This is a genomic window from Aequorivita capsosiphonis DSM 23843, assembly GCF_000429125.1.
GTDB classification, from domain to species: domain Bacteria; phylum Bacteroidota; class Bacteroidia; order Flavobacteriales; family Flavobacteriaceae; genus Aequorivita; species Aequorivita capsosiphonis.
Genome location: NZ_AUBG01000007.1, coordinates 109,589 through 134,353, shown reverse-complemented (window position 1 = coordinate 134,353; position 24,765 = coordinate 109,589). Strand labels below are relative to the sequence as shown.

Sequence of the window (24,765 nt, the reverse complement as noted above, 5' to 3'; positions counted from 1 at the left end):
AAGGAGGGCATAATACTGCCCTCCTTTTTTATTAAATCGATTGTTCTGACCGAAATTGGATTAACAACCTGGGCACACATCTGGAATGTTGAATACTGGAATATCAACACGAGTTCTTGGTGTTAACTTTGGATCGAAAGCACAGTTGATAGTTCCTCCTCCTCCGTCAGGACCAGACTGATAGATATTAGCGGTATTGTTACCTCCTGGCAAGCCATCAAGGTTTTGCTCAACAACAGCACTCTGACCGTCATACTGCACAACAAGTATATCATTACATGAAGCTCTTTGAGCAGTTGTAGCATAGTTATCATCACCAATCTGATGTACGTTTGCGTCGTTATCATGACCCTGTTGGGTAGAAAGCGCTATGTTATAATCACCGTTTTGGCTTTGAAGCGCTCTGTTATTATATCCATTTTGGGCGATACCCGCTATGTTATAATCTCCAGTTTGAGTTTGCTTAGCATAGTTATTGCCATTTGCTCCATTTGGATCATAGAAATTTTGAATAACCAACGCATCATTTTCGTCCCCTACTTGTTTTTGTTCGGAATAGTTATCTTGTCCTCTTTGGAAGGCGGCAGCGTCGTTGTCATCTCCGTATTGATCTTGAAATGCACTATTTCTAATAGAAGCTGAATTACCTCCAACGTGATAATTATCAACGAAAGTATCCATATATGAATCAATTACTGTGGTCATCAGGTTACCACCATTTGTGCCTTGGAATACAGCAGCATTGTTACTGTCGGCAAAATCAGTATTATCTGTAGACCACTGAACTTGATCAGAGTAGTTGTCTGTTCCGTCTTGACGGGAAGTGGCTGCGTTGCGAGCACCTACACCATCTTGTCTAACCCAAGCGTCGTTTAGCCCCCCATTTTGAGTTACCTCAGCGGTGTGCCCGTCAGACTGATCTGGTTGTGCATATTGATAGATATCGGCATAGTTATCGGTACCAGTTTGATCTGTCAACGCCTCATTATTGTCAAAACGTTGCTCCGTACGAGCCTGGTTATCATCTCCATTTTGGCTAATTTCAAGTTTATTGTCCTGAGCCTCTTGCGCTGTTATATCCCCTTGTTGAGCATAGGCTTTGTTTCCAGAACTTCCACTATCCATGTTACCTTGCTTTACTAGAGACTCATTACCATCACCAAATTGATATTGGGTGGATTGATTTGATGTACCTCTTTGGTAAAGTTCAGCCATGTTGGAGTCACCACTACTAGAACTTACGTTTCCAGTTTGCCAAATGCGTCCTTGGTTAGATCCCATGCCTGAGCCATCCCCTTGATCTGAGTAAGCATTCTGGCTGGTTCCAACCTGTTTAACTGCCACTTTGTTGTTCATACCATTTTGGATAGCTTTGGCTCTGTTAGCTCCAGGAGCAGCTGGCTGACTAAGAGTAAGGAGCAAAGCATTGTTTGGTGCATCTGGAGTATCGGGGGTAGTCTGTGCAAGACCCACGGCTCCAATCATTAGCGCTGCTGCGCAAAAAATTACTTTTTTCATAATTTAAAGGTTTTAAAGATTAATATTTGGTTAAAAAAATATTCAGTTTTGGATAAGGAATTTCTTCCTTTAAAAAATCATTATCGAATTGAAATAAATCATAATCAAGATCAATTTGAAATAACTCTTATTATATTAGGGGGATAATTTGAAAAATGACCTATTAAATGGTGCATTTAAAAATATAGAGGGGAAAATTTAAAGTTTTTTTTGAATTCTTAACAAAAATTTAATTGTAACAGTATTCAAAAAACCTAGGGGATAGGTTTGTTTTTTAATATTTTGAGGAGGTATGATTTTTTAGGTATTTTCACCACCAAATCACAATTCAAAGGTGCAACATAATATTATAACATGCAAGGGGTCAGACGTCCTACAAGCTAAAAAGGGGGAAACCCCCTATACAAAAAATGGTTTTCCCTTATCATAAATTCCGATTTATAAGACGAATTACAATTAAAACTCGACGAAGTGCAAGAAAATGTAATTTAACGTAAATTGTTAAATATATGTTAAAAATTATTATACGTTCAATTATTTGCGGGTGAATGCAATTTAAACCACTTAACCAATGAATTCACCCAGATAATATTGAATTTACCTAATTCAATATTATGGAATATGTCTTTTTTTAACTAATGTAGCATTCAATCTTTTGTTAAAATAACTAAGTTAAGAAATCACAAAAGAGTAGAACACCTTGTTACAGGTAAGCCTACTTCAATTTAAAAGACGCACCTTATATATAGCATTCTTAATTATACTAATAGGGAAGAAAGGATTCCTTCAATTATATGCAGTGATTAGAAAATAAAAAAGTCGTCCAAACGAATCTGGACGACTTAATCAAGCTTTAAAAATTTATTTAAATCTATTTGGTAAAAAGTAGCTCCCTATATTTTGTCAATGGCCAAATTTCATCGTCCACAAGCAACTCTAGCTTATCACAGTGATAGCGAATAACCTGGAAATACGATTTCACATCATCACCGTATGCAAAGGCTCTCTTGGTAACATCCTCAATTTTGTTTGCATTTCTGCGCGCTTCAATCATATCTGTTATTCCCTTATTGATCTCAGCAATATGGCCGCTTATTTGTTCAATAAGATGCATCTGTTCCACAGAGAATTTTTTAAAGTCTGTACCATAAATGTTCTTTAGCCCTTGCACGTTTTCTATCAAAATATTTTGATAACGAATTGCGGTCGGGATTATATGGTTGCGCGCAATATCTCCTAGAATACGGCCTTCAATTTGAATTCGCATGGCGTAGTCTTCCATCTCAATTTCATAACGAGCCTCCAGTTCTACCTTGCTCATAATACCAAGGCCTTCAAAAAGTGAAATCGCTTTCTTGGAGATTTTAGCCTTTAAAGCTTCTGGAGTGGTTTTATGATTGCTCAAACCACGTTTTTTCGCTTCAATTTCCCAAGCTTCTCCATATCCATCACCTTCAAAACGAATTCGTTTCGAGTCCTTAATATACTCTCTCAACACATTAAAGATAGCATCGTCCTTCTTCATCTTTTTGTCCTTGATGAGTGCATCGACCTTTACCTTAAAGTCAATCAATTGTCTGGCAACGATCGCATTTAGCACGGTCATAGGGTTTGCGCAATTTGCGGTTGAACCAACGGCACGGAATTCAAATTTGTTTCCTGTAAATGCAAAAGGAGAAGTTCGGTTTCTATCTGTATTGTCCAATAAAATCTCTGGGATTTTACCAACAACATTAAGTTTTAAATCAGTTTTTTCCTGTGGAGAAAGTTTTCCATTGGTAACTTTTTCCAATTCATCCAAAACCTCTGTCAGCTGAGAGCCTATAAATGCCGAAATAATGGCTGGAGGAGCCTCGTTTGCACCTAAACGATGATCATTGCCCGCACTCGCTATAGATGCTCTAATCAGCTCTTCGTGATCATTTACAGCCTTTAGCGTATTGATAAAGAAAGTCAAAAACTGAAGGTTTTTTGTTGGCGTAGTGCTTGGCCCAAGAAGGTTTACTCCGGTATTGGTAGCCAAAGACCAGTTGTTGTGTTTCCCACTACCGTTTACATTGGCAAAGGGTTTTTCGTGAAACAACACCTTAAAGTTATGTTTTGAGGCAATTTTATTCATCAAGTCCATCAATAACGAATTGTGGTCAACCGCCAAATTGGTCTCCTCAAAGATAGGTGCAAGCTCAAATTGATTGGGTGCCACTTCATTATGGCGTGTTTTTACTGGAATACCCAAAAGCATACATTCCGTTTCCAAATGACGGATAAAGTTAAGTACCCTATCTGGAATAGATCCGAAATAATGATCGTCCAATTGTTGGCCCTTTGCCGAAGAATGTCCCAATAAAGTTCTTCCCGCCAACGAAATATCTGGTCTTGAGGCTGCTAAAGCACTATCAACCAAAAAGTATTCCTGTTCCCAACCTAAGGTTGCGCTTACCTTTGTTACGTTTTTATCAAAATACTTAGCTACATCTGTGGCCGCACTATCTATGGACTGCAAAGCTCTCAGCAATGGTGTTTTATAATCTAAGGCCTCCCCTGTATATGAAACAAAAACAGTAGGGATACACAAAGTTGTACCATAAATAAATGCTGGCGAAGTTGGATCCCAAGCGGTATAACCACGTGCCTCAAATGTATTTCTAATTCCACCATTAGGAAAACTGGAAGCATCCGGTTCTTGCTGAACCAATTGCCCACCTCCAAATTTTTCTATGGCGTGGCCATCTTCCATTGTTTCAAAGAAAGCATCGTGTTTTTCTGCAGTAGCTCCCGTTAATGGCTGGAACCAGTGCGTATAATGCGTTCCTCCCTTTGCAATGGCCCATTCCTTCATACCTGTAGAAATATGATCGGCTATATGGCGTTCTATTTTGGTGCCATTTTCTATGGCATCCATAACACTTTTATAGGAGTCTTTTGTAAGATACTGCCGCATAGCAGATTTATTAAAAACGTTTTTTCCGAAGATTTCGGAACGACGTTCAGGCTCGGTAACTGGAACTGGAACTCTATTAAAGGTTTCCTTAATTGCATAAAATCGTAGTGTGGGCATTTTGTGTTTTTAGAATTTGACCGTGCAAAAATACAAAAAACACAAAAACACCCCCTAATTTTAATGTTTTATTTGAAAAAACATGTGAAATTTTGTGACAACCCCCATTACAAGATGGGGTGTGTTCTATTTTTAGCTATTTCAAAATAGTCATCCCGATAAAGATCGCATAGGCCGCTACCAAAAAAATCCCACGTTTACGACCAAGCTGATACGATGTGGGAAGAAAAGCCAAAGGAAGAATAATTACCGAAAATCCTATCATCCAAAAGATATCATTTGTAAGGACCTCCTGACTTTTAACTGCAATTGGTTGAATGATCGCCGTGATTCCCAAAACGGAAGAAATGTTGAAAATATTAGAACCTATAAGGTTTCCCAATGAAATTGCCTTTTCTTTTTTTAGCGCGGCAATTACCGAAGCAGCCAGCTCAGGAATACTTGTTCCTACGGCTATCATTGTTACCGCAATAACCCGTTCACTTACACCAAAGAGTTCAGCTATATTTATAGCACTGTTCACCAGAAGTTGGCTACCAAAATATAATGAAACACCACCTATAACTAACCAAACAATTATTTTAAAATTAGAAGCTTTAGACAAACCTTCGTCAATATCATCATCAACCGGCATAGTTCCTCTCTCTTTTTTGGCTTTGCGAATCAAAATCCAGAGGTAAACAAAAAGCATAAGCAACAAAGCGATTCCTTCAGAACGAGAAATTTCATTTCCACTCTTCAGAATAAAATACAAGGCTACAGTAAGAATCATCATCACCGGCCAATTCAACTTATAAAAGCCCTTATCAATTGCCAGCGGAGTGATTATTGCGGTTATACCCAGAACAAGACCAATATTGGCAATATTAGATCCGATAACATTCCCTAATGAAATATCAGAAAACCCATTTAACGCAGCTTGAAGGCTCACTAAAAGTTCTGGCGCGGAAGTTGCAAAGGAAACCACGGTCAAACCAATCACCATTTTTGAAAGGTGAAGTTTAAATGAAAGGGCAACCGAGGAGCGAACTAAAAATTCGCCGCCGACCACTAGTAAAATCAATCCGAGAAAAACAAATAAATAATCCATAAAATATAATTGCGTGCGAAGATACTAAATGAAAAAAAGAATTTGTTGTATATTTGGTACTATCCTCTTGTAAAAAACTTAGTGATCTATTGAACTCTAAACTCATTCGAACTCACAATAAAATAAATCTTATCATGAAAACGCTACTCTTTAAAATTATGCAAAAACCCGTCTCTTTCCTGGTTCTAATCTTTTTTTCCTTTTTTATTTCATCTACCACCGCAAATGGATTGGCAATAAAATCAACGAATAATAATGAAGTAATGGAAAAGCAGACTTCTTTAATAATCACAAAAAAAACAAGTCTAGAAGAGCTCGAAAACATCAAGAACCAAATGAAAGATGAGGGCTTTGAGTTTGATTACTCCAATGTTGTGTATAATGACCAAAAAGAGATCATCTCCATATCCATCAGCTACAAGGACGCAAACAATAACAGCGGGAGCTATAGCGTGGGGAGCGAAAATCCGATAAATGATATTGTTATTATGTCCAATGGAAACCAGATTTCCGTTAAAAGTAAGGGCAACGGAAACCAAGCCTTTATAAATCAAGGAAGCGGTAATAAGGTTTCAGCAGACAGGCAACAAACCTCAGAAGACCGCAGGGCTGAAATGGAGAAAAGAAGAGCTGAAATGCATAGGAGAAGCGAAGAAATGAATAATAACATGGCCGAACGTATGCAGGAAATGAGGGAAAGACAAACCCAAATGCGTGCGAAAATGGAACATGAAAGAGATAGTGTTTTTGGGAACCAAAGATCAAAAAGTTCTCAGAGTTTTACCGGGACCTATCATACAATTTCCAAAAACACCACCGATGCAGAATTGCTAACATTAGAAAAAACTTATAAAGCTGAAAACATAATATTTTCCTACAATCAGTTAGAACGCAATGCGAGTAATTTGATAACTCATATCTCAATCACGATAAATAATGGCGCGGGTTCTATTTCAACATCTAGCTTTGGAAACGGGAAAGAACCCATAAGCAATGTCTCCATTGGCGTAGATTCAGAACATAGCATTATGAAAAGTGCGGAATAGTTTTTTAAAGCTTCAATTTAAAAGAATATCACTCAAAAATGTTTACTTTAGAACGAAATCCAAACATACGTGAAAAAAAGATTTTTTAAATTCCTGTCAAAAGTTAATCGAAAAGTATTACCTAGCTATACCAAGCAAGGGCTAGACTTGGCAAAGGCCTCTAAATTTCAAATGGCCATATTTGGCTATAAGTTGTGGGTGACAAAAAATGCTTTGGATTAGTATTTCAGCAATGTTTTTACGTGCTGGTTTTTTAACTTTTGAATTCCATTTAAAAATTTTAACTCAATCAGAAAATTACACTGCACGATTTCACCTCCCAGACTTTCAATCAACTTACACGCGGCACGGGCGGTACCCCCTGTTGCCAAAACGTCATCGTGGAGCAAAACCCGATCCCCCTTTTCTATGGCATCCTCGTGCATCTCAAGCGAATCTAAGCCATATTCAAGCTCATAGGGTTCGGCAATAGTTTTATAAGGAAGTTTTCCCGGCTTTCGGATTGGTACGAAACCGGCATCCAATTGCTGAGCAAGCAAGGTTCCGAAGAAAAAGCCTCTTGCTTCAATCCCTACAACCTTATCAATCTTTTCAGAACCAATCATTTCCATTAATTTTTCCAAACATAATTTTGAAGCTTCCGGATTCGCCAATAAAGGCGTTATGTCTTTAAAATGAATTCCATTTTTAGGAAAATCCTCAATCTCTCGAATAAACTTTTCAATTTTTTGCATAGATTAATCGTTGTGTTTTTGATCTGAGCTTAGTTTATCTAGCTCAAATTTTTTTTCTTTTTTCTTCTTGTTTTTTCATAGCACTATAACTCGTTTGTCACAATATTCTAAGGTAGCTTTAATTACAGAAAAATACAGTTCGATAAAGTTAAACTATTACCTTTGTAAACGATTGATTAAAATAGCACAATATTTTTCGCATTTAACTTGACTAATAATTTAAAAAGAAATATATTTGCACCCGCTAATAGCGAATTAAAACGGCCTTGTGGCGCAACTGAATAGCGCACCTGATTACGGCTCAGGAGGTTCCAAGTTTGAATCTTGGCAAGGTCACTTAGAGCGAAAAGTCTGCACGAAAGTGCGGACTTTTTTTATTTCCAGACCCGTTAAAAGCCCTTCAGATTTTGTAAAGAGCTGGAAATAAAAAAAATTTCGCAGAAAATAGAAATTATTACCGAATCTCGAATTCAATTACCTCCAAGTTCTGGATTTTTTCACCGTCTATTTCAAATCTAAGCATGGTTCTCACCTTGTGAAATCCATGTTTTCCTGCAGCCCCCGGATTCATATGAAGGAGTTTTGTTGTTTTATCAGGCATCACTTTTAGAATATGGGAATGGCCACTAATAAATATTTTTGGTGGGTTGGAATAGATTTCTTGCCTAATAGAAGGATTGTATTTTCCCGGGTAACCACCAATATGTGTAATCCAAACATCAACACCTTCACACATAAAACGGTTGTGAAGCGGAAATTCCATTCGTGCTTCCGTGCTGTCAATATTACCATAAACGGCACGTAAAGGTTTTAATGCTTTGATCTTGTCTGTAACCGACAGATCACCAATATCGCCAGCATGCCAAACTTCATCCGCCTGTTTTACGTATTTAAGAATTTTTTCGTCTATATAGCTGTGGGTGTCGCTGAGAAGCAGGATTTTTTTCAAAGGAAATTATCGTTTTTTATTAAGGGATTTCAGTGGTGTCAAAAATAATCAAAATCATAGTTCTTCTTGTAAATCTTCAAAACTTAAACAACTAAACTTTTCAACCCCTAAGCACAGCCAGCTCTCAACTTCATATATCGAGGATAAAGAAGCATAGATCTTAAGTTTTTGAAATTTATAACAATCATACTGATTTGTATGTTGTAATTTTGTCGATTCTAAAAAAATGAATTGCGATATTTCCTAGAAATAGCTTATAAGGGTACTGATTATTTTGGGTGGCAGCGTCAGCCCAAACAGATTAGCGTACAAGAGGTTCTGGAGGAATCGCTTTCAACTTTACTTCGAAAAGAAATAAAAATCACTGGAGCTGGTAGAACGGATACAGGCGTACATGCCAAACAGTTATTTGCACATTTCGATTTTGAAGAAATTCGGAATTTAAGGGAATTAATTTTTAGATTGAACTCCTTTCTTCCGAAGGATATTGCAATAAAAAATATTTTCCGAGTAAAAGATGATGCTCACGCTCGTTTTCATGCGAACCAAAGGGAATATGAATATATTGTTTCGCTTCAAAAAAATCCTTTTTCTGAAGACTTTGCGTTTCAAATTCACAATAAACCCAAAGTCCATTTGATGAACGAAGCGGCAGATTTACTATTGCACCATAGAGATTTTCAATGCTTTTCACGTTCAAATACAGATGTAAAAACGTACAATTGTACCATTGTAAAAGCAAATTGGGAAGCAAAAGATAATACACTTATTTTTACGATTGCAGCTGATCGTTTTTTGCGCAATATGGTCCGCGCCATTGTGGGAACTCTTTTGGATGTGGGGTATGGAAAAACCTCCTTGGAAGATTTTAAGATCATTCTTGACAGTAAGCGTAGGGAAGAAGCCGGCGCGTCAGCACCTGCAAAAGGTTTGTACTTAAAGAAGGTTGATTATCCGGACGATATCTTCAAAATAAAAGGAGAAACTGTTTGAGGTTGCTTCGCTGCGCTCGCAATGACAGTATAAACATAAAAAATAACAAAGAAAAGGTGGCGGAGCGAAAAGGAAATTTGTACCGAAGCCCAAATTACTAACTTAACAAAATAACTGAAACAAGTGTCTAAAACCACTGGTAACGCATTCGATTTTAAACTGTTTAAACGGTTGTTGGCTTTTACGAAGCCCTATCGCGTGGTATTTTATTTTGTGGCATTTGCCGCGATAATAATGTCTGTATTGGCCGTACTGCGTCCTTATCTTTTGAAATTGGCCATTGATAATTCCATGGTGCCAAAAGATGGCGATGGGTTTATGAAGTATATCATTTTAATGATAGTTGTGCTCCTTCTTGAAGTGATTTTTCAATTTGCTTTTATCTTTCTCACTAACTGGCTTGGGCAGAGCGTCATTCGTGATATGCGTCAAAAACTCTTTAGTTTAATGATGAGTTTTAAAATGAAGTATTTTGATAAAAGCGCTGTGGGAAGACTAACAACCCGCGCCGTCAACGACGTTGAAACCATTTCCAGTATCTTTAGCCAAGGACTTTTTATGATTATCAGTGACTTGCTTAAAATGCTTGTTATTGCTGGGTTTATGCTTACACAAAGCTGGCGACTTTCGCTGATTGTTTTTATTGTTTTGCCTTTTATTCTTTATGCTACCAGGGTATTCCAAAAAGCAATGAAAGTGGCTTTTGAAGACGTTCGGAACCAAGTAGCAAACCTCAATACTTTTGTTCAGGAAAGAATAACGGGAATGAAAATAGTTCAGATTTTTACCCGTGAAAAAACAGAGTATGACCGTTTTCAGGAAATAAATAAGAACCATAGAAAAGCTTGGATAAAAACGGTTTGGTACAACTCTATTTTCTTTCCCATTGCGGAAACGGCAGGAGCTGTGGCCACAGGTTTGGTGGTTTGGTATGGGGGTTTAAATGTTATTGGAGGAGGTATTGTAACCTTGGGTATGATTACCGCCTTTATTCAATATTCCGAAATGCTTTTTAGACCGCTTAGGCAAATTGCAGATAAGTTCAATACGCTACAAATGGGTATGGTTGCTGCAAATCGTGTTTTTGGGATTTTAGATACCACATCGCATATCGCAGATACGGGAACAATTGATTATATAAGTACGAAAGGTGAAATTGAGTTTAAAAATGTGCATTTCGGCTATGTTGAAAATGAAAAAGTAATAAAAGGAATCTCCTTTAAAGCGAATCCCGGAGAAACGGTTGCTATTGTTGGTGCTACGGGAGCTGGAAAAAGTACCATTATCAATTTGTTGAATCGTTTTTACGAGATTGATAGTGGCGAGATTTTGATTGATGGAATTTCTTTGAAAGAATATAAACTGGTTTCCATACGAGGTCAGATAGCAGTTGTACTACAGGATGTATTTCTATTTGCGGATTCTATTTTGAATAATATAACCCTAAACAATCCCGCTATTTCCGAAGAAGAAGTAATTGCTGCAGCAAAGGAAATTGGGGTACACAAATTTATCGAATCACTTCCAGAAGGGTATCATTATAACGTGAAGGAACGCGGAAGTATGTTGTCTTCAGGGCAACGTCAGTTAATCTCCTTTCTTCGTGCATACGTAAGTAAACCTAGCATCTTGATTTTAGATGAAGCGACTTCTTCCGTAGATACTTATTCTGAAGAAATGATTCAGGATGCGACAGATAAGATTACAAAAGATCGCACTTCAATAGTAATCGCACACCGTTTGGCTACCATCAAAAAAGCTGATAAAATTATCGTGATGGATGCTGGTAGAATTGTTGAGGAAGGAACCCACAAAGAATTGTTGCAACTTGAAAATGGTTTCTATCGAAATCTTTATGAAGTCCAGTTTATGAAGGAAGAAATAGCCTCCTAGCCCCTTCCTCCGGCAGGCAAGCGCAAAAGAGGAAATCTTTATAAATTAATGAACGAGTATAGAGAAACAGTGAAAACGAAATCTTTAGAGATACTGTAGAAAGGACTGGAAGAAATTAATTCTGAAAATCCTAAGTTTATTTCCTTGGAAGAATTGGAAGCTAAATTAGAAAGAACTATTTTTAAACGTGAAAATTAGAACTTTTGAATATCTGAGTGAATTAACTTAGATCCTTTTTCATAATTTTAAAAAGCTCTTCAGTTCCTTCAAAAAGTACAAAATCGCCATCTTTTAAATAGGAAATCTGTCCGTTTTCTTCAGAAACCACTAAGCATACCGCATCTGTTTTTTCGGTAATACCAACTGCAGCTCGATGTCTAAGTCCAAAGCGTAAGGGAATGTTTTTATCGTTGGAAACTGGCAAAATAACACGGGTGGCGGTAATTCTATTCTCTTCAATAATAATTGCACCATCGTGCAACGGACTGTTTTTATAAAATATACTTTCAATAATGGGTTGGTTAACCTCTAAATTCATTTCATCACCCGTATTCTTGACAAAATCGAGGCTGTTGTTACGCTGAATCACAATCAAGGCGCCGGTATTTGTACCTGACATTTTTTTACAGGCCGCAATTATTCCGGCTAAGTTGGTTTTAAAAGTGGAATCATTGCCCGAAAAATTAAACTGCTTCAGAAATCGCCGTCGCGCATTGAAATTTGTAGAGCCCAACATTAAGAGAAACTTTCTGATTTCAGGTTGGAAAACCACTACCAGAGCAAACATTCCAACCCCGAGAAAACCGCCTAAAATCTTACTTAAAAGCTCCATTTCCAAAAGTTCGGTAATAATATAGATGGCGTAGACTATAATAATTCCTACCAGAATATTGATAGCAACAGTTCCTTTCACCAAATTATAGAGATAATAGAGTAGGAATGCTACTAGCAAAATATCTACAATATCTAAAATCCGTATGTCGAGAAAATCCAAGGTTGTGCTTTTTTTAGTAAAAGTAATTTAAAAATTCGTCCTATTGAAACTGTAGCGGTTATTGTTGTTTTACTTTTTCAAGGAACATTTCTTAAGTTTTCGTTTAATACGACGCATTCACAAGCTTCCTTTACATCGTGGACCCTTAAAATTGAAGCGCCTTTTAAAAGTGCGATGGTATTTAGCGATGTCGTTCCGTTTAAAGCATTTTCTGCAGAGGTTTCCAATGTTCTATAAATCATCGATTTTCGTGAAACGCCTGCTAAAATGGGGACTTCCAAGTTTTTAAAAAGCTCGAGATTATTCAAAAGTTGAAAACTTTGCGAACGCTTTTTAGCAAAACCGAAACCTGGATCTACAATAATGTCATTGATACCTTCTGCACGGGCTATCGCAATTTTTTCTGATAGATCTTTTATAACTTCTATCGTTACATTTTTGTATTCTGTAAGCTTCGCCATTGTTTTGGGGGTTCCGCGCATATGCATCAGAATATATGGAACTTGCAGTTTTGAAACGGTTTTAAACATATTCGGGTCCAAAGTTCCTCCGGAAATATCGTTTATGATACACGCTCCAGCTTCTACTGCCTGTAGTGCGACTTTACTTCGGAAGGTATCCACGGAAAGCAATGTATCGGGAAATTCCTTGAGAATAAGTTGAATAGCTTGAACAACGCGTTTTGTTTCTTGTTCTTCGGAAACATCATCTGCCCCTGGACGGGAGCTATATCCGCCAAGGTCCAAAAAGGTGGCGCCTTCCGAAAGCATTTTTTCGGCTTGTTTCAGAATTTTATTTTCAGAAAAAGTTTTTCCCCCGTCATAAAATGAATCGGGCGTTATATTAATGATGCCCATCACTTTTGGGGTGGAAAGGTCTATGAGGTTGCCGTGGCAATTAAGGGTCTGCAATTTTTTAAACTTTTTAGCTTTCAAAACTCAAAAATTTTTAGTCAATGTGCTGTTTGGCAAATAACTTTAGGCATTCAACTTTGAACTTTGAACTATTTAAGCGAAATTTACGCAAAATCTTACAAACCACTAATGGCAGATACTTCAAATCAATACAACGATCAGATTGAAAAATGTAGGGCGCTGTTTATCAATAAAATGCACGATTATGGAAGTGCGTGGCGAATTCTACGACTTCCTTCCTTAACGGATCAAATATTTATAAAGGCGCAGCGCATTCGCGGACTTCAAAAAAATAAGGAACAAAAAATCGCCGAAGATGAAACTAGTGAATTCATCGGAATTGTGAATTATTCCATCATGGCGCTCATTCAATTGGATCAAGGAGTAGTGGAACAACCAGATCTTTCGGTTGAAGATGCAACGCAACTCTATGACGAACACGTAGCCAAAACCAAGCAGTTAATGATGGACAAAAACCATGATTATGGCGAGGCTTGGCGTGATATGCGCGTAAGTTCCTTAACAGATTTGATTCTTCAGAAGATATTACGCGTAAAGCAGATTGAAAATAATAGCGGAAAAACGCTGGTTTCGGAAGGGATTGATGCAAATTATCAGGATATGGTGAATTATGCAGTGTTTGCGTTAATTCATTTGGCAGAGGGAAAAGAAAAGAAGGAGGAAAGAGAAAAGAAGAAAGAATAAAGAAGTTTCGATTTCACCTGCAAGATGTTGCCGATCCCGATAGTTATCGGAAGAGACCTCCTTGTAGGTCTAAAAATATAATTAGAAAATACCTACAAGGTAGCCTGTGGCAATACCTTGCAGGATACAAAAATTGCTTATGAAATATTTAGTTGGAATATCAAGAATAATAGTCGGATTGCTTTTTATCATCAGCGGATTGATAAAACTAAACGACCCAGTAGGATTTGCATTTAAGCTTCAGGATTATTTTGCACCTGAAGTTTTAGACCTTGGGTTTTTGGTGCCCTACGCACTTTTGATTGCCATATTTGTAGTGATTTTTGAAGTCTTGGTAGGGGTAGCTTTACTGCTGGGGTATCTGAAAAAATTTACGATGTGGGCTTTATTGCTAATGATTGTATTTTTTACATTCCTTACTTTTTATTCGGCTTATTTCAACAAAGTAACCGATTGTGGGTGTTTTGGAGATGCTATTCCACTTACACCTTGGGAATCTTTTAGCAAGGATATCGTTTTGTTGGTTTTGATTTTGATTCTATTTTTCGGACAAAAATATATTCAGCCAATTTTTACAAAAGGAGTACGAAGCATAACCATTTTTGCATCTTTTGTGGTCTGTTTAGGAATAACTTATTTTGTTTTATTACACCTACCTATTATAGATTTCCGTCCATATAAAATTGGGGCCAACATCACTGAAGGAATGACAGTTCCAGAAGGTGCTCCAGCTCCGGTTTATGAATATAAGTGGAAATTCGATATAAACGGTGAAGAAAAAATTATCACCACTAACGGCGATTATCCACAAGTTGATGGTGAATTGATTGACACTGAAACCAAGATGATTCAAGAAGGTTATGCGCCACCAATTCACGACTTTACTATTGAACGAGATGGCGAGGACTATACAACCCAGTTTCTGAACGAAGAGAACTTGGTAGTTATAATAGCTTACAGCTTGGGCAATACCGAAAAGGATGGTTATAGGTCTGTAAAAAAAGTTACTGATGAGGCCTTAAAGAATGGATATAATGTTATTGGGCTTTCCGCTTCTTCACAGGAAATGACAGATAAACTTACGGAAGAATATAAACTTAATTTTAAGTTTTATTTCTGTGATGAGACTACGCTAAAAACAATTGTACGCAGTAATCCTGGAATTTTGGAGTTGGACAGAGGCACTATTAAACAAAAACTTCACTGGACCGATGCCAATAAATTGGAACTTCCAGTGGTTAAAAATGCAAAACCAAAACTGGACCTTTCCTTAAAACAACGTTTGGACAGCATTGCGATTCAAGATCAGAAGTATCGCAAATTAATGCAATCCAGATCTTTGGAAGAAAGAAAAAAACTTGGTGAAAGCATGGGGCTATCGGAAGCGGAATACAGCGGAGATCTATCGCAGATGCAAAGTGTTCTGGACAGTGTAAACATGATTTTTGTTGAAAAATATTTTATTGAAAAAGGCTATCCTGGTAAATCTGTAGTTGGTGCTGAATCGAGCTTGGTGGCTTGGAATGTTTTGCAACATAATCCAGATAAAATTCCACTTTATTTACCCTTGGTGAAAAAGGCTGCTACTGATGGGGAAATTCCTAAAACTTCCGCGGCAATGATGGAAGATCGGTATTTAATGATGGAGGGTAAACCTCAAGTTTATGGCACACAAGGTATGAGTTATGACGATGAAAGAGGTTCTTTTATCTGGCCTATCGAAAATGCTGAAGCGGTAAATGAAAGAAGAGCTGAAGCCGGTTTTGAAGATACGATTGAAGAATACGCCAAAGTTCTTTTTGGAGACGATTTTGTTTATGAGCCACGAAGCATTAAAGAAATAAACCAACAATAAAGTGGCGGTTTACTTACTTCAAAAATTAGGTTATGCTTTGCTCACTTTGTTTGGGGTTGTAACGGTTATTTTTCTGCTTTTTACCATCCTTCCCGGTGATCCCGCACGGATGATGCTCGGTCAAAACGAAACTGCTGAGCAGCTGGCAATCGTAAAAAAGAAGTATGGTTTTGATCAGCCTGTTTCGGTTCAGTACGTAAGATACTTGAACGATTTGGCTCCTATTTCTTTTCACAGTGAGAATCCCGAAGATTATACTTTTCTAGCTCTGGGAAAATACAACGCGGCAAAGTTGTTCTCCATAGGAAATACTTCCATAGTTTTAAAAACCCCCTATTTGCGGGAATCCTTTCAAAAGAATGGAAAAGAGGTAAGTCAAGTTATAGCAGAAACTTTGCCCAACACTTTTATTCTCGCGGTTTCAGCCATTATTATAGCAATAATTATCGGGGTATTTCTCGGGATTATTTCCGTGCTTTTTAAAGATGGGTTTGTCGATAAGATGATTCAACTGGTCAGTACGTTGGGAATGAGTGTTCCTTCATTTTTTAGTGCGATTATATTTGCTTGGATTTTCGGCTTTCTACTTCACGAATACACCAATTTAAATATGACAGGAAGTCTATATGAAGTAGATGATTTCGGTAATGGGAAGTATATTCAGTGGAAAAATTTGATACTTCCGGCAATTGTTTTGGGAATTCGTCCACTGGCCGTTGTGAGTCAATTAATGCGAAACTCATTGCTTGAAGTTTTAAATCAGGATTATATTCGAACGGCAAAGGCAAAAGGGCTTTCGTTTTATCAAATTATTAAAAAACACGCTCTTAAAAATTCATTAAATCCAGTGGTTACTGCTATTTCTGGTTGGTTTGCTTCCATGCTTGCGGGTGCCGTATTTGTGGAATATATTTTTGGATGGAATGGTTTGGGAAAAGAAATTGTGAATGCCTTAAACACCTTGGATCTGCCCATAATTATGGGAGCCGTTCTCGTAATAGCCACATTATTTATTATAATTAATATTTTTGTCGATATAATTTACGGCTGGCTTGATCCAAAAATAAGAACACTATAACAGTTTATACTTTTCAATATTCGTAAATTTGTACAGGTATCAACATTTCTATTTAATATCACCACATGAAATTACTCTTCCTATTTTTCCTATTCGTTTCTTTTGCACAAGCACAGCCGAAAACCTTTTCCGAAGCCGCATTGAATGATGTTTTTCTTTCAGAAAACAACAAGGAAATCAGTCTTTCCGAAATTTTTCAACAATACAAAGGCAAGACCGTTTTTATAGATATTTGGGCAACTTGGTGTAAAGATTGTATTGAAGGGATGCCGAAGATAGAAAAGCTTCAAAAGGAAAATCCTGAGATTGTGTTCTTGTTCCTTTCCTTAGATAAAGAATTGGAAAGTTGGAAACACGGAATTAAAAAATACAACGTGACAGGCGAAAATTATTTTATCTCTTCCGGCTGGAAAGGACCTTTCTGTTCTTCGATAGATTTAGACTGGATTCCGAGATATATGATCGTAAACCCTAAAGGTGAAATAAGCCTTTACAAAGCCATTGTTACAGATGATGAAAACCTCATCAAAGAACTGAATTAATAACCTTAAAAAGATTCCGCCGAAGTTTATCCAGAGCGATGGTCGAGGGGCGGGTATAATTATGAGAAAGAAAATAGTTGCAGGAAATTGGAAGATGAATAATGATTTGGCCGAAACTGAAATGTTTTTCACTGAATTAAAGAAACAGGTAATTCCAGAGCATGTAGTAGTAATGATTGCACCGTCGTTTACCAACTTAAACCAAGCCTTTAATTCGCTAAAAGATTTCCCTGTGGAAATCGTTGCCCAGAATATGCATCAGTGCGATAAAGGTGCTTTTACAGGTGAAGTTTCAGCTAAAATGTTAATCAGTGTTGGTACTACAACTGTTATTTTGGGCCATAGTGAACGTCGGGAACTTTTTCATGAAACCAATGCCCTTCTTGCTGAAAAGGTGAAAACCGCACTGGAAAATGATATGGATATTATTTTCTGTATCGGTGAGCAAGAAGAAGATAGAAAGGAGGATAAATACTTCGACCTAATTGAAAAGCAACTCACTGAGGGACTTTTTCATATTTTGGAAGGATCCTGGAAGCATGTAGTGGTTGCCTATGAACCTGTTTGGGCCATTGGCACTGGGGAGACTGCAAGTCCGGAACAAGTTCAGGAAATGCACCATTTTATTCGTAAAACCATTGCTAAAAAGTATAATGATGCTATAGCTAATGATGTTTCTATTCTTTATGGTGGAAGTGTGAAGCCAGACAATGCCGTGGAAATTTTTGGACAGGACGACGTAGATGGAGGCCTAATTGGAGGTGCTTCGTTAAAGGTTGAAAGCTTTATGAAAATTGTAAATTCCTTCGAAAATTAGTTGCCAAATTGTAGCGTTCAATAAACAATAGCCAAACTTTTCCTCTTTATTTTTTGGAATTTGTTATTTGGGGTTTGTTATTTAGATTTTTAAAATATTATGAATTATATAGAATACATTTTTACGGTTAGCCCGCTTCAACCAGGAACCGAAATTCTTATCGCAGAACTGGGATATGCAGGATTTGAAAGCTTTGTGGAAAATGAAAATGGAGTTAGTGCATATATTCAAAAGGAAGCCTGTTATAAGGATATTCTGAAGGATATAAATGTTCTTACTTCTGAAGAATTCAGTATTGAATACACTTTTTCAGAAATAGAGCAAGTTAATTGGAACGAGGAGTGGGAAAAGAACTTTGATCCAATTGAAGTGGATGGAAAATGTACTGTACGTGCGCCCTTTCATCCAAAGAAAAATTTTGAATACGAAATCGTAATTGAACCCAAAATGTCTTTTGGCACAGGGCATCACGAAACCACTTATATGATGCTCCAGTTTATTTTGGAAAATGATTTTCAGAATAAAAAGGTTTTAGACATGGGCTGTGGTACTGCAGTTTTAGCAATTTTAGCTAAGATGCGCGGTGCTTCAGATTTGGACGCAATTGATATTGATGAATGGTGTTATGAGAATTCTTTGGAGAATATTCAAAGGAATAATATTGAAGACATAACTGTTTATTTAGGAGATGCATCTTTATTGAACGATAAAAGTTATGATGTGATTATCGCCAACATCAACAGAAATATTTTGTTGAACGATATGGAGATCTATCGCAAGAGTCTTAATGAAAATGGGGTTCTTTATCTAAGCGGGTTTTATACGGAAGACCTGCCCATTATTACTGAAACTTGTAATAATTTGGGCTTAACATTCGTTGGAAACAAAGAGAAAAATAGATGGGTTGCAGCTAAGTTTAAAATTTAGTAATTTACATAGGTTTAAGCATTTTATATATTATTATGAGTACCAAGGAAAAAATTCAGGAAGATGTTGCAGTTGCCGAAAAAGAGAGCAACCAAAACGAGATAGTGCTTTACAATGATGAAGTAAATACTTTTGACCACGTAATCAATAGTTTGATATATGCTTGCGAGCACACCCCAGAACAGGCAGAGCAATGTTCCATTATAGTTCACTATAAAGGAAAGTGCACCGTTAAAACAGGAGATATTGAAGAATTGGAACCTAGATGTTCTATGCTTTTAGAGGCCGGTTTGAGTGCGGAAATTGTTTAAAACCAACCAAAATATACGGCAGATATTACAACTGCTATTATTAGTACTACCAATATAGTTATTATAAAACCTGCTCCAAAGCGGGTTTTTTTATTGTCTTGAAGAATGTAATCTCTTTCTTGTTCGTTATCTGGGTCTTTTACGATTTTTGTCATTTACCTATATTTTTTATAAAATCAATTTTTGTGAAAAGATAAGCTTTTATTAGCCATCGAGCAATAGCTTCTGTTCCCAAAAATGAATTAATTTTTGATTCCCATAACTCATGAGGAAAGCTTTTTTGTAAAACGTATTGAGTGTAGTAAATTTGTGAAACAGAGTGCTGTATTAAACTGGGTGGATAGAAAACTTGATCTAATTAGAATTTTATAGGAGTATATCTTTAGCTTTGCATACTAATTTGATGCGGCATTTGAAGGTTTAATAGGCGCGATTAGATCATAGAAAATACATGAGAAAAAGAGACAGGGTAAAAAAAGCTTCTAAAGCCATTCAAGACTTAAACCTTACAACTAAAGAGCGATTAAGGAGAATTATAGAGGATAATGATTCAAAGCCAGGAAGAATCTTTGATGTCGTGATACAAATTCTCATCTTCCTTTCCATTTTGGTTTATTGTTTAGGAACGCTCCCCAATCTATCTCCGGCTTGGTTAAAAGCTTTAAACATTGCTAATAATGTTTGTTATGTAGTTTTTACGATAGAGTATTTTGGACGGATTTATATCACAGACCAAAAATTGAAGTATATATTTAGTTTTTATGGTATCATTGATTTACTGGCAATTTTACCTTTCCTATTCGCAAAACAATTTGATTTAAGAGCCATTAGAGCTTTGCGAATCTTTAGGATAATTAGTGCACTTAAAATTTCTAAGTATAACGCTGCACTTAAAAGATTTGCGGTGGCCTTAAAAATGATAACGCCTGAACTCACTTTGTTCTTTATATTAACAAGTATTTTTATTTTTCTTTCGGCAGCAGGTATTTACTATTTTGAAAATGAGGCACAGCCTAAGGAGTTTGCCTCTATATTTCATAGTCTTTGGTGGGCCATAATAACATTAACTACTGTAGGATATGGAGATATTTATCCAATTACGATTGGCGGAAGAGCCTTCACCTTTATTATACTATTAATCGGTCTCGGAATAATTACAATCCCAACAGGTTTAATAGCGAGTGCGCTTTCATCTGCAAGAAGCATTGAGCTAGAGGAGAATAAACAGACAAGGGAAGAAGTAGCAGAAGAATTGGAAGAATAAATCTGTTCTATTTACAATTGTTTACAAAAGCGGAAGCTCTTGACGGGTCTGGAAATAAGGATTCATGAAGTATGCGCAGGTGGTTCTTAGGAATTGTTGTTTAGCAAGATTATATATCTTGATAAGGCTCCCGCCTTACAATGAAAAGTCCACACCCTCCAGAAAAAGCGGTGTGCTTTTCTAGAAATTTAACTTTCAAATAAAAGCAGGCAGGCTCAGCCATTTTAATGTTGTATTGCAGAATCACAAACCTTACCAATCCTAGCTTTTTATTTTCTGGAATTCGGAATCTTTAAGTTTCGTTCTGAAAACAAAAAACCCCCAAAGATGGCATTCTTCAGGGGTTTTGCACTAATATACTAAGATTGGTTTAACGTAAACGATCAACAGATTTTACAAGGTCCTCATCCCTTTTTATGGCCTTATTGGCCAGCACTAAAAACACGATAGAAATGATGGGAAGAAGAACCCCAATACCCTTCTCTGAAACCAAAGTTTCTCCGGATAAAGTGAGCGATCTGTAAACGAAAACTCCCAGTAATACAAAGTTTGATATGATATTAAAACGGTTTAGCACAAACTGTAACTGCCGTTTTTTAAAATTTAAAATTGAAAGTATCGCCAAAGCGATAGACGCCAAAATGAGTCCAAAAACTAAAGGTTCATTTCGCTCAATGATTACAGTACCATCTTCTCCCATTACAACCGGAAACCATATATACAAAGCCCCCATTATAAGGACAACAATAATTAAATAAATGGTCTGGATACGCTGTATCATACTTTAAAACTCGTTTAAGCAGCAAAAATACATTATCTTTTTTAAAAAAAATAACAGTACTTTTTAATTTATTATTGTATTATTGCAGTATCTATTCGTAATCAACTCAATCAAGGTTACTTAGTCTTCGAAATAAATTTTCAACTTTCAACATACTTACCTTCTCAATAGGAACATAACAGTATCAACTTTAACAATAGAATTTTTTCAATGTTTGAAATTTCAGAACTAAAAAGCAAAAAGCTTCCTGAGCTTCAGGAAATAGCTAAAGAACTTAATGTGCCAAAATATCGCACACAAAAAAAACTGGACTTGGTATATCAAATTCTAGATTACCAGGCCGCAAACCCCAAAGCGGTGAAAGCTGTTATAAAAGCAGAAGAAACTTCTTCAGACACTTCTAAGAAAGAAACCACTGCTCCCACTGCCAAGGACAATAAAGAAAACAAACCATCTACGTCCAAGGATAGTAAAACTAGCGGTCCAAAAAAACGTCCGCCAAGCAAAGAAGCTCAAACTAAAAAGTCGCTTCCACAAAGGAAAAGTCATAGTAAAAAAATTGATGACGACAAAACGTCGAAAGATGACAGATCAAAAGAAGACAGATCAAAAGATGACCGGTCGAAAGATGACAGAAAGTCAAAAGACGATAAGCGCTCTTCAAACGACAAAAAAGAAAGCGACAAAAAATCGCAACACCAAAAGTCAAGCGGCGCAGATACTGACAACCGTCAGAAAAACCAACGTAACGACAATAGCTCAGATAATCGACATAAGCACCAAAGCCACAAACAAAAAGATGGTAATGTGAGCGACAACAGAAATAATGGAAACAAAGATTCCCGCAACCGCTATCGCGAGCCTGATTATGAATTTGACGGCATTATAGAAAGTGAAGGCGTTTTAGATATTATGCAAGATGGCTATGGCTTTTTGCGCTCTAGTGACTATAATTACCTTTCCTCTCCAGATGATATTTACGTTTCACAATCACAGATTCGACTTTTTGGTTTAAAGACCGGAGATACTGTTTTGGGTGAAGTTAGACCTCCTAAAGAAGGTGAAAAATATTTTCCTTTAATTAAAGTGAATAAAATAAATGGTCTAAACCCTAATGTGGTTCGCGACCGAGTTTCTTTTGAACACCTAACCCCGCTTTTCCCCCAGGAAAAATTCAACCTTGCAGATAAGCAAAGTACTATTTCCACAAGAATTATAGATCTTTTTGCACCTATAGGAAAAGGACAGCGTGGAATGATCGTTTCCCAGCCAAAAACTGGTAAAACGATGTTGCTGAAAGATATTGCAAACGCAATTGCTGCAAATCATCCAGAAGTTTATCAAATCGTGCTTTTAATTGATGAACGTCCGGAAGAAGTTACCGATATGCAGCGTAACGTTCGCGGAGAAGTAGTTGCTTCAACATTTGACAAAGAAGCCACAGAGCACGTTCGTGTTGCGAATCTTGTTATTGATAAAGCCAAGCGATTGGTGGAATGTGGTCACGACGTAGTTATCCTTTTGGATTCAATCACACGTTTGGCCCGTGCTTATAACACAGTGCAACCAGCAAGTGGTAAAATATTGAGTGGTGGTGTTGATGCTAACGCACTTCACAAGCCAAAGCGTTTCTTTGGAGCGGCTCGGAATATAGAAAATGGAGGTTCATTGTCTATCATTGCAACCGCATTGACTGAAACTGGTTCTAAAATGGACGAGGTTATTTTTGAAGAGTTTAAAGGTACTGGAAACATGGAACTTCAATTGGATAGAAAAATATCCAACAGAAGAATTTTCCCAGCTATCGATCTTACTTCTTCTAGCACACGTCGCGACGACTTGTTACTCGATGAAAACACCATACAACGTATGTGGGTGTTGCGTAAATACCTTGCTGATATGAACCCGATAGAAGCTATGGAATTCATTAACGATCGTATTAAGCAAACAAGAAACAACGAAGAATTTCTTATTTCGATGAACGGATAACCAAATCCAATCATCTACCAAACACAAAACTCCTTCAGGCCATCCTGAGGGAGTTTTTTTATGATCAGCATTTGGGAGCTGAAAATACATATCTGACCCATTACAGTAGCCCGAATGACCTAAGAGCAGGATCAACCTACCAACAACTGTTCTACTTTTAAGAATACCTTTACCTAGTCAATTTTATAAAGAAAACATCTTGGTAGCCTAGAGCAATACGCTAGTTCTTTATAATTTAATCGCACTCTCCAGACTTCTTTTGGTTGGACAAATATGTTTTACAGGAGAGGAATAATCATTTTGCCAAGAAAGTATCAGGCATAAAAAAACCCCAATCTTTCGATCGGGGTCTTTGTAAATAAGTTTAAAACCCACTAGTTATTGCTTAACAACTTTTTGGGTATAAGCTCCTAAGTTAGTTTCAATGCTAAGGAAGTAAACTCCTGGTGCAAGACCAGAAACGTTCATCTGCCCGTTTGAATAAGCAACTCCAGTTGTTTTACCAAGAACACTTGTTAAAGAAGCACTTTCAACATCAACACTTGATGGAAGTTGAATATTCAAGATGTCTGTTGCAGGGCTTGGGTATACAGAAATAACATCAGCTAGGTTACTACCAACTGAAAGAACCTCGTCTCCAAGTACGTTCATAACATAGTATTCTACGCCAGCAACCTGACCTACAGGAGTTGGTTCAAATATTCCACAATCTTCAGCCATTAGGTAACTAAGATCATTTTCACCAGCACCATTAGTTCCAGGGAAATATGTCTGACCTGGTTCGCCATTACTGTCTCCAGCGTTCACCTCGAAGACAACGATAGAACCTGCAGGAATAGTTGCGCTAAATGGCACAGTAACCATTGTTAAGTCGTCTGCCGCACTACTTGTATGACCAGTACCACCAACTAAGGTTAAAGTAGCTGTGTTCAGGTCAGTTTTATTTGAAGTATATACATTCAAGAAAACCTCCTTTCCATCATCTGCGGCTCCTTGACCGTACTGTAATTCGGTAATTTCAAAATCTCCAGTTACTCCAAAATCCTCCATGTCGTAGGCTCTAAAAAAGGAATTTTGACTATAAGTTCCACCCTGATTGTCCCAACACGCAACTCCGCTATCATCTACAGTATCAGGATCTATAGATTGAGTAAGTAGAGTTTGAGATTGAGCAGCAACAGATAGCATGATTGCACATACTAATAAAGTAATTTTTTTCATTTTTTTTATTTTAATTATTATTTTTAGATAAGCGTCAAAGCTAATGAATACAGGCCTTTATAAAAAAAATAAATCTTCACTATTTT

The 24,765-nt window shown here is 37.0% G+C and carries 23 protein-coding genes, 1 tRNA gene and 1 pseudogene; 14 read left to right on the top strand and 11 right to left on the bottom strand.

Translation table 11 applies throughout. The annotated features are described in order from the left end of the window. Positions 1–60: 60 nt before the first annotated feature. From G440_RS0106870 to G440_RS0106860, 4 genes and pseudogenes are all read right to left on the bottom strand, one after another. Positions 61–1,125 (bottom strand): hypothetical protein, encoded by a 1,065-nt coding sequence (locus G440_RS0106870; RefSeq protein ID WP_245574837.1) that lies wholly within the window; start codon positions 1,123–1,125, stop codon positions 61–63. A gap of 18 nt (positions 1,126–1,143) precedes the next feature. Continuing rightward, positions 1,144–1,215 (bottom strand): annotated as a pseudogene (locus G440_RS21685) (hypothetical protein); the annotation flags it as partial. 1,174 nt (positions 1,216–2,389) lie between these two features. After that, positions 2,390–4,576, bottom strand: coding sequence for a glutamine synthetase III family protein (locus tag G440_RS0106865; RefSeq protein ID WP_026450631.1), 2,187 nt, complete (start codon positions 4,574–4,576; stop codon positions 2,390–2,392). Positions 4,577–4,712: 136 nt separating this feature from the next. Continuing rightward, a complete protein-coding gene (locus G440_RS0106860) occupies positions 4,713–5,666 on the bottom strand; it encodes a calcium/sodium antiporter (RefSeq protein WP_026450630.1) in 954 nt (317 codons plus the stop codon). A 134-nt stretch (positions 5,667–5,800) separates the two neighbouring features. On the opposite strand from G440_RS0106860, the gene G440_RS0106855 reads away from it, so the two are divergent. Together G440_RS0106855 and G440_RS21470 are read left to right on the top strand one after the other, a co-directional pair. Then, positions 5,801–6,712, top strand: a complete 912-nt coding sequence (locus G440_RS0106855) for a hypothetical protein (protein ID WP_034259144.1) — start codon at positions 5,801–5,803, stop codon at positions 6,710–6,712. Between the two features lie 69 nt (positions 6,713–6,781). Beyond that, positions 6,782–6,934, top strand: coding sequence for a hypothetical protein (locus tag G440_RS21470; RefSeq protein ID WP_026450628.1), 153 nt, complete (start codon positions 6,782–6,784; stop codon positions 6,932–6,934). On the opposite strand, the gene G440_RS0106845 is transcribed toward G440_RS21470, so the two are convergent. After that, positions 6,931–7,446 (bottom strand): adenine phosphoribosyltransferase, encoded by a 516-nt coding sequence (locus G440_RS0106845; protein ID WP_026450627.1) that lies wholly within the window; start codon positions 7,444–7,446, stop codon positions 6,931–6,933. The two genes, G440_RS21470 and G440_RS0106845, sit on opposite strands and share 4 nt — an antisense overlap. Positions 7,447–7,708: 262 nt before the next feature. Between G440_RS0106845 and G440_RS0106840 the strand changes: the two genes are divergently transcribed. Then, a tRNA-Arg gene (locus G440_RS0106840) sits at positions 7,709–7,782 on the top strand. 118 nt (positions 7,783–7,900) lie between these two features. Here G440_RS0106840 and G440_RS0106835 read toward each other — a convergent pair. After that, positions 7,901–8,395 (bottom strand): metallophosphoesterase family protein, encoded by a 495-nt coding sequence (locus tag G440_RS0106835; protein ID WP_026450626.1) that lies wholly within the window; start codon positions 8,393–8,395, stop codon positions 7,901–7,903. A 231-nt stretch (positions 8,396–8,626) separates the two neighbouring features. On the opposite strand from G440_RS0106835, the gene truA reads away from it, so the two are divergent. Together truA and G440_RS0106825 are read left to right on the top strand one after the other, a co-directional pair. Next, on the top strand, positions 8,627–9,388 hold the full coding sequence (gene truA, locus G440_RS0106830) for a tRNA pseudouridine(38-40) synthase TruA (RefSeq protein WP_026450625.1): 762 nt from the start codon (positions 8,627–8,629) through the stop codon (positions 9,386–9,388). A 123-nt stretch (positions 9,389–9,511) separates the two neighbouring features. After that, entirely contained in the window at positions 9,512–11,281 is a 1,770-nt protein-coding gene (locus tag G440_RS0106825; protein ID WP_026450624.1) for an ABC transporter ATP-binding protein, read from the top strand. 220 nt (positions 11,282–11,501) lie between these two features. Here the strand turns inward: G440_RS0106825 and cdaA are convergent, their stop codons facing one another. Further along, positions 11,502–12,275: a diadenylate cyclase CdaA gene (gene cdaA, locus G440_RS0106820; protein WP_026450623.1), complete on the bottom strand. Its 774-nt coding sequence runs from the start codon at positions 12,273–12,275 to the stop codon at positions 11,502–11,504. A gap of 77 nt (positions 12,276–12,352) precedes the next feature. Continuing rightward, positions 12,353–13,132, bottom strand: a complete 780-nt coding sequence (gene folP / locus G440_RS0106815) for a dihydropteroate synthase (RefSeq protein WP_051285221.1) — start codon at positions 13,130–13,132, stop codon at positions 12,353–12,355. A 186-nt stretch (positions 13,133–13,318) separates the two neighbouring features. Between folP and G440_RS0106810 the strand changes: the two genes are divergently transcribed. The 7 genes from G440_RS0106810 to G440_RS0106780 all read left to right on the top strand — a co-directional run bounded on the left by G440_RS0106810 (position 13,319) and on the right by G440_RS0106780 (position 19,424). Then, the gene (locus tag G440_RS0106810; RefSeq protein ID WP_026450621.1) at positions 13,319–13,894 is read left to right on the top strand and encodes a DUF1599 domain-containing protein; all 576 of its coding nucleotides are present in this window, start codon (positions 13,319–13,321) and stop codon (positions 13,892–13,894) included. A 139-nt stretch (positions 13,895–14,033) separates the two neighbouring features. Beyond that, complete coding sequence (locus tag G440_RS0106805; protein ID WP_034259142.1) at positions 14,034–15,749, top strand: BT_3928 family protein; 1,716 nt, start codon at positions 14,034–14,036, stop codon at positions 15,747–15,749. Between the two features lies 1 nt (position 15,750). Continuing rightward, the gene (locus G440_RS0106800; RefSeq protein ID WP_026450619.1) at positions 15,751–16,827 is read left to right on the top strand and encodes an ABC transporter permease; all 1,077 of its coding nucleotides are present in this window, start codon (positions 15,751–15,753) and stop codon (positions 16,825–16,827) included. 65 nt (positions 16,828–16,892) lie between these two features. Then, positions 16,893–17,369 (top strand): TlpA family protein disulfide reductase, encoded by a 477-nt coding sequence (locus G440_RS0106795; RefSeq protein ID WP_026450618.1) that lies wholly within the window; start codon positions 16,893–16,895, stop codon positions 17,367–17,369. A 61-nt stretch (positions 17,370–17,430) separates the two neighbouring features. Next, entirely contained in the window at positions 17,431–18,186 is a 756-nt protein-coding gene (gene tpiA / locus G440_RS0106790) for a triose-phosphate isomerase (protein WP_026450617.1), read from the top strand. Positions 18,187–18,285: 99 nt separating this feature from the next. After that, the gene (prmA, locus tag G440_RS0106785; protein WP_034259139.1) at positions 18,286–19,113 is read left to right on the top strand and encodes a 50S ribosomal protein L11 methyltransferase; all 828 of its coding nucleotides are present in this window, start codon (positions 18,286–18,288) and stop codon (positions 19,111–19,113) included. A gap of 35 nt (positions 19,114–19,148) precedes the next feature. Continuing rightward, entirely contained in the window at positions 19,149–19,424 is a 276-nt protein-coding gene (locus G440_RS0106780; RefSeq protein WP_026450615.1) for an ATP-dependent Clp protease adaptor ClpS, read from the top strand. Here the strand turns inward: G440_RS0106780 and G440_RS21330 are convergent. Beyond that, positions 19,421–19,579 (bottom strand): hypothetical protein, encoded by a 159-nt coding sequence (locus tag G440_RS21330; RefSeq protein WP_169718946.1) that lies wholly within the window; start codon positions 19,577–19,579, stop codon positions 19,421–19,423. The genes G440_RS0106780 and G440_RS21330 overlap by 4 nt on opposite strands. Before the next feature lie 296 nt (positions 19,580–19,875). Here G440_RS21330 and G440_RS0106770 point away from each other — a divergent pair, with 296 nt between their 5' ends. After that, the gene (locus G440_RS0106770) at positions 19,876–20,688 is read left to right on the top strand and encodes an ion transporter (protein ID WP_084426639.1); all 813 of its coding nucleotides are present in this window, start codon (positions 19,876–19,878) and stop codon (positions 20,686–20,688) included. Between the two features lie 370 nt (positions 20,689–21,058). Here the strand turns inward: G440_RS0106770 and G440_RS0106765 are convergent, their stop codons facing one another. After that, entirely contained in the window at positions 21,059–21,469 is a 411-nt protein-coding gene (locus G440_RS0106765; protein ID WP_026450613.1) for a DUF4293 domain-containing protein, read from the bottom strand. A gap of 210 nt (positions 21,470–21,679) precedes the next feature. Between G440_RS0106765 and rho the strand changes: the two genes are divergently transcribed. Then, a complete protein-coding gene (gene rho / locus G440_RS0106760; protein ID WP_026450612.1) occupies positions 21,680–23,458 on the top strand; it encodes a transcription termination factor Rho in 1,779 nt (592 codons plus the stop codon). 378 nt (positions 23,459–23,836) lie between these two features. Here rho and G440_RS0106755 read toward each other — a convergent pair whose 3' ends face one another. Continuing rightward, positions 23,837–24,679 carry a T9SS type A sorting domain-containing protein gene (locus G440_RS0106755; RefSeq protein WP_026450611.1) on the bottom strand — a complete coding sequence of 281 codons (843 nt, stop codon included), beginning with the start codon at positions 24,677–24,679 and terminating at the stop codon, positions 23,837–23,839. Positions 24,680–24,765: the final 86 nt, after the last annotated feature.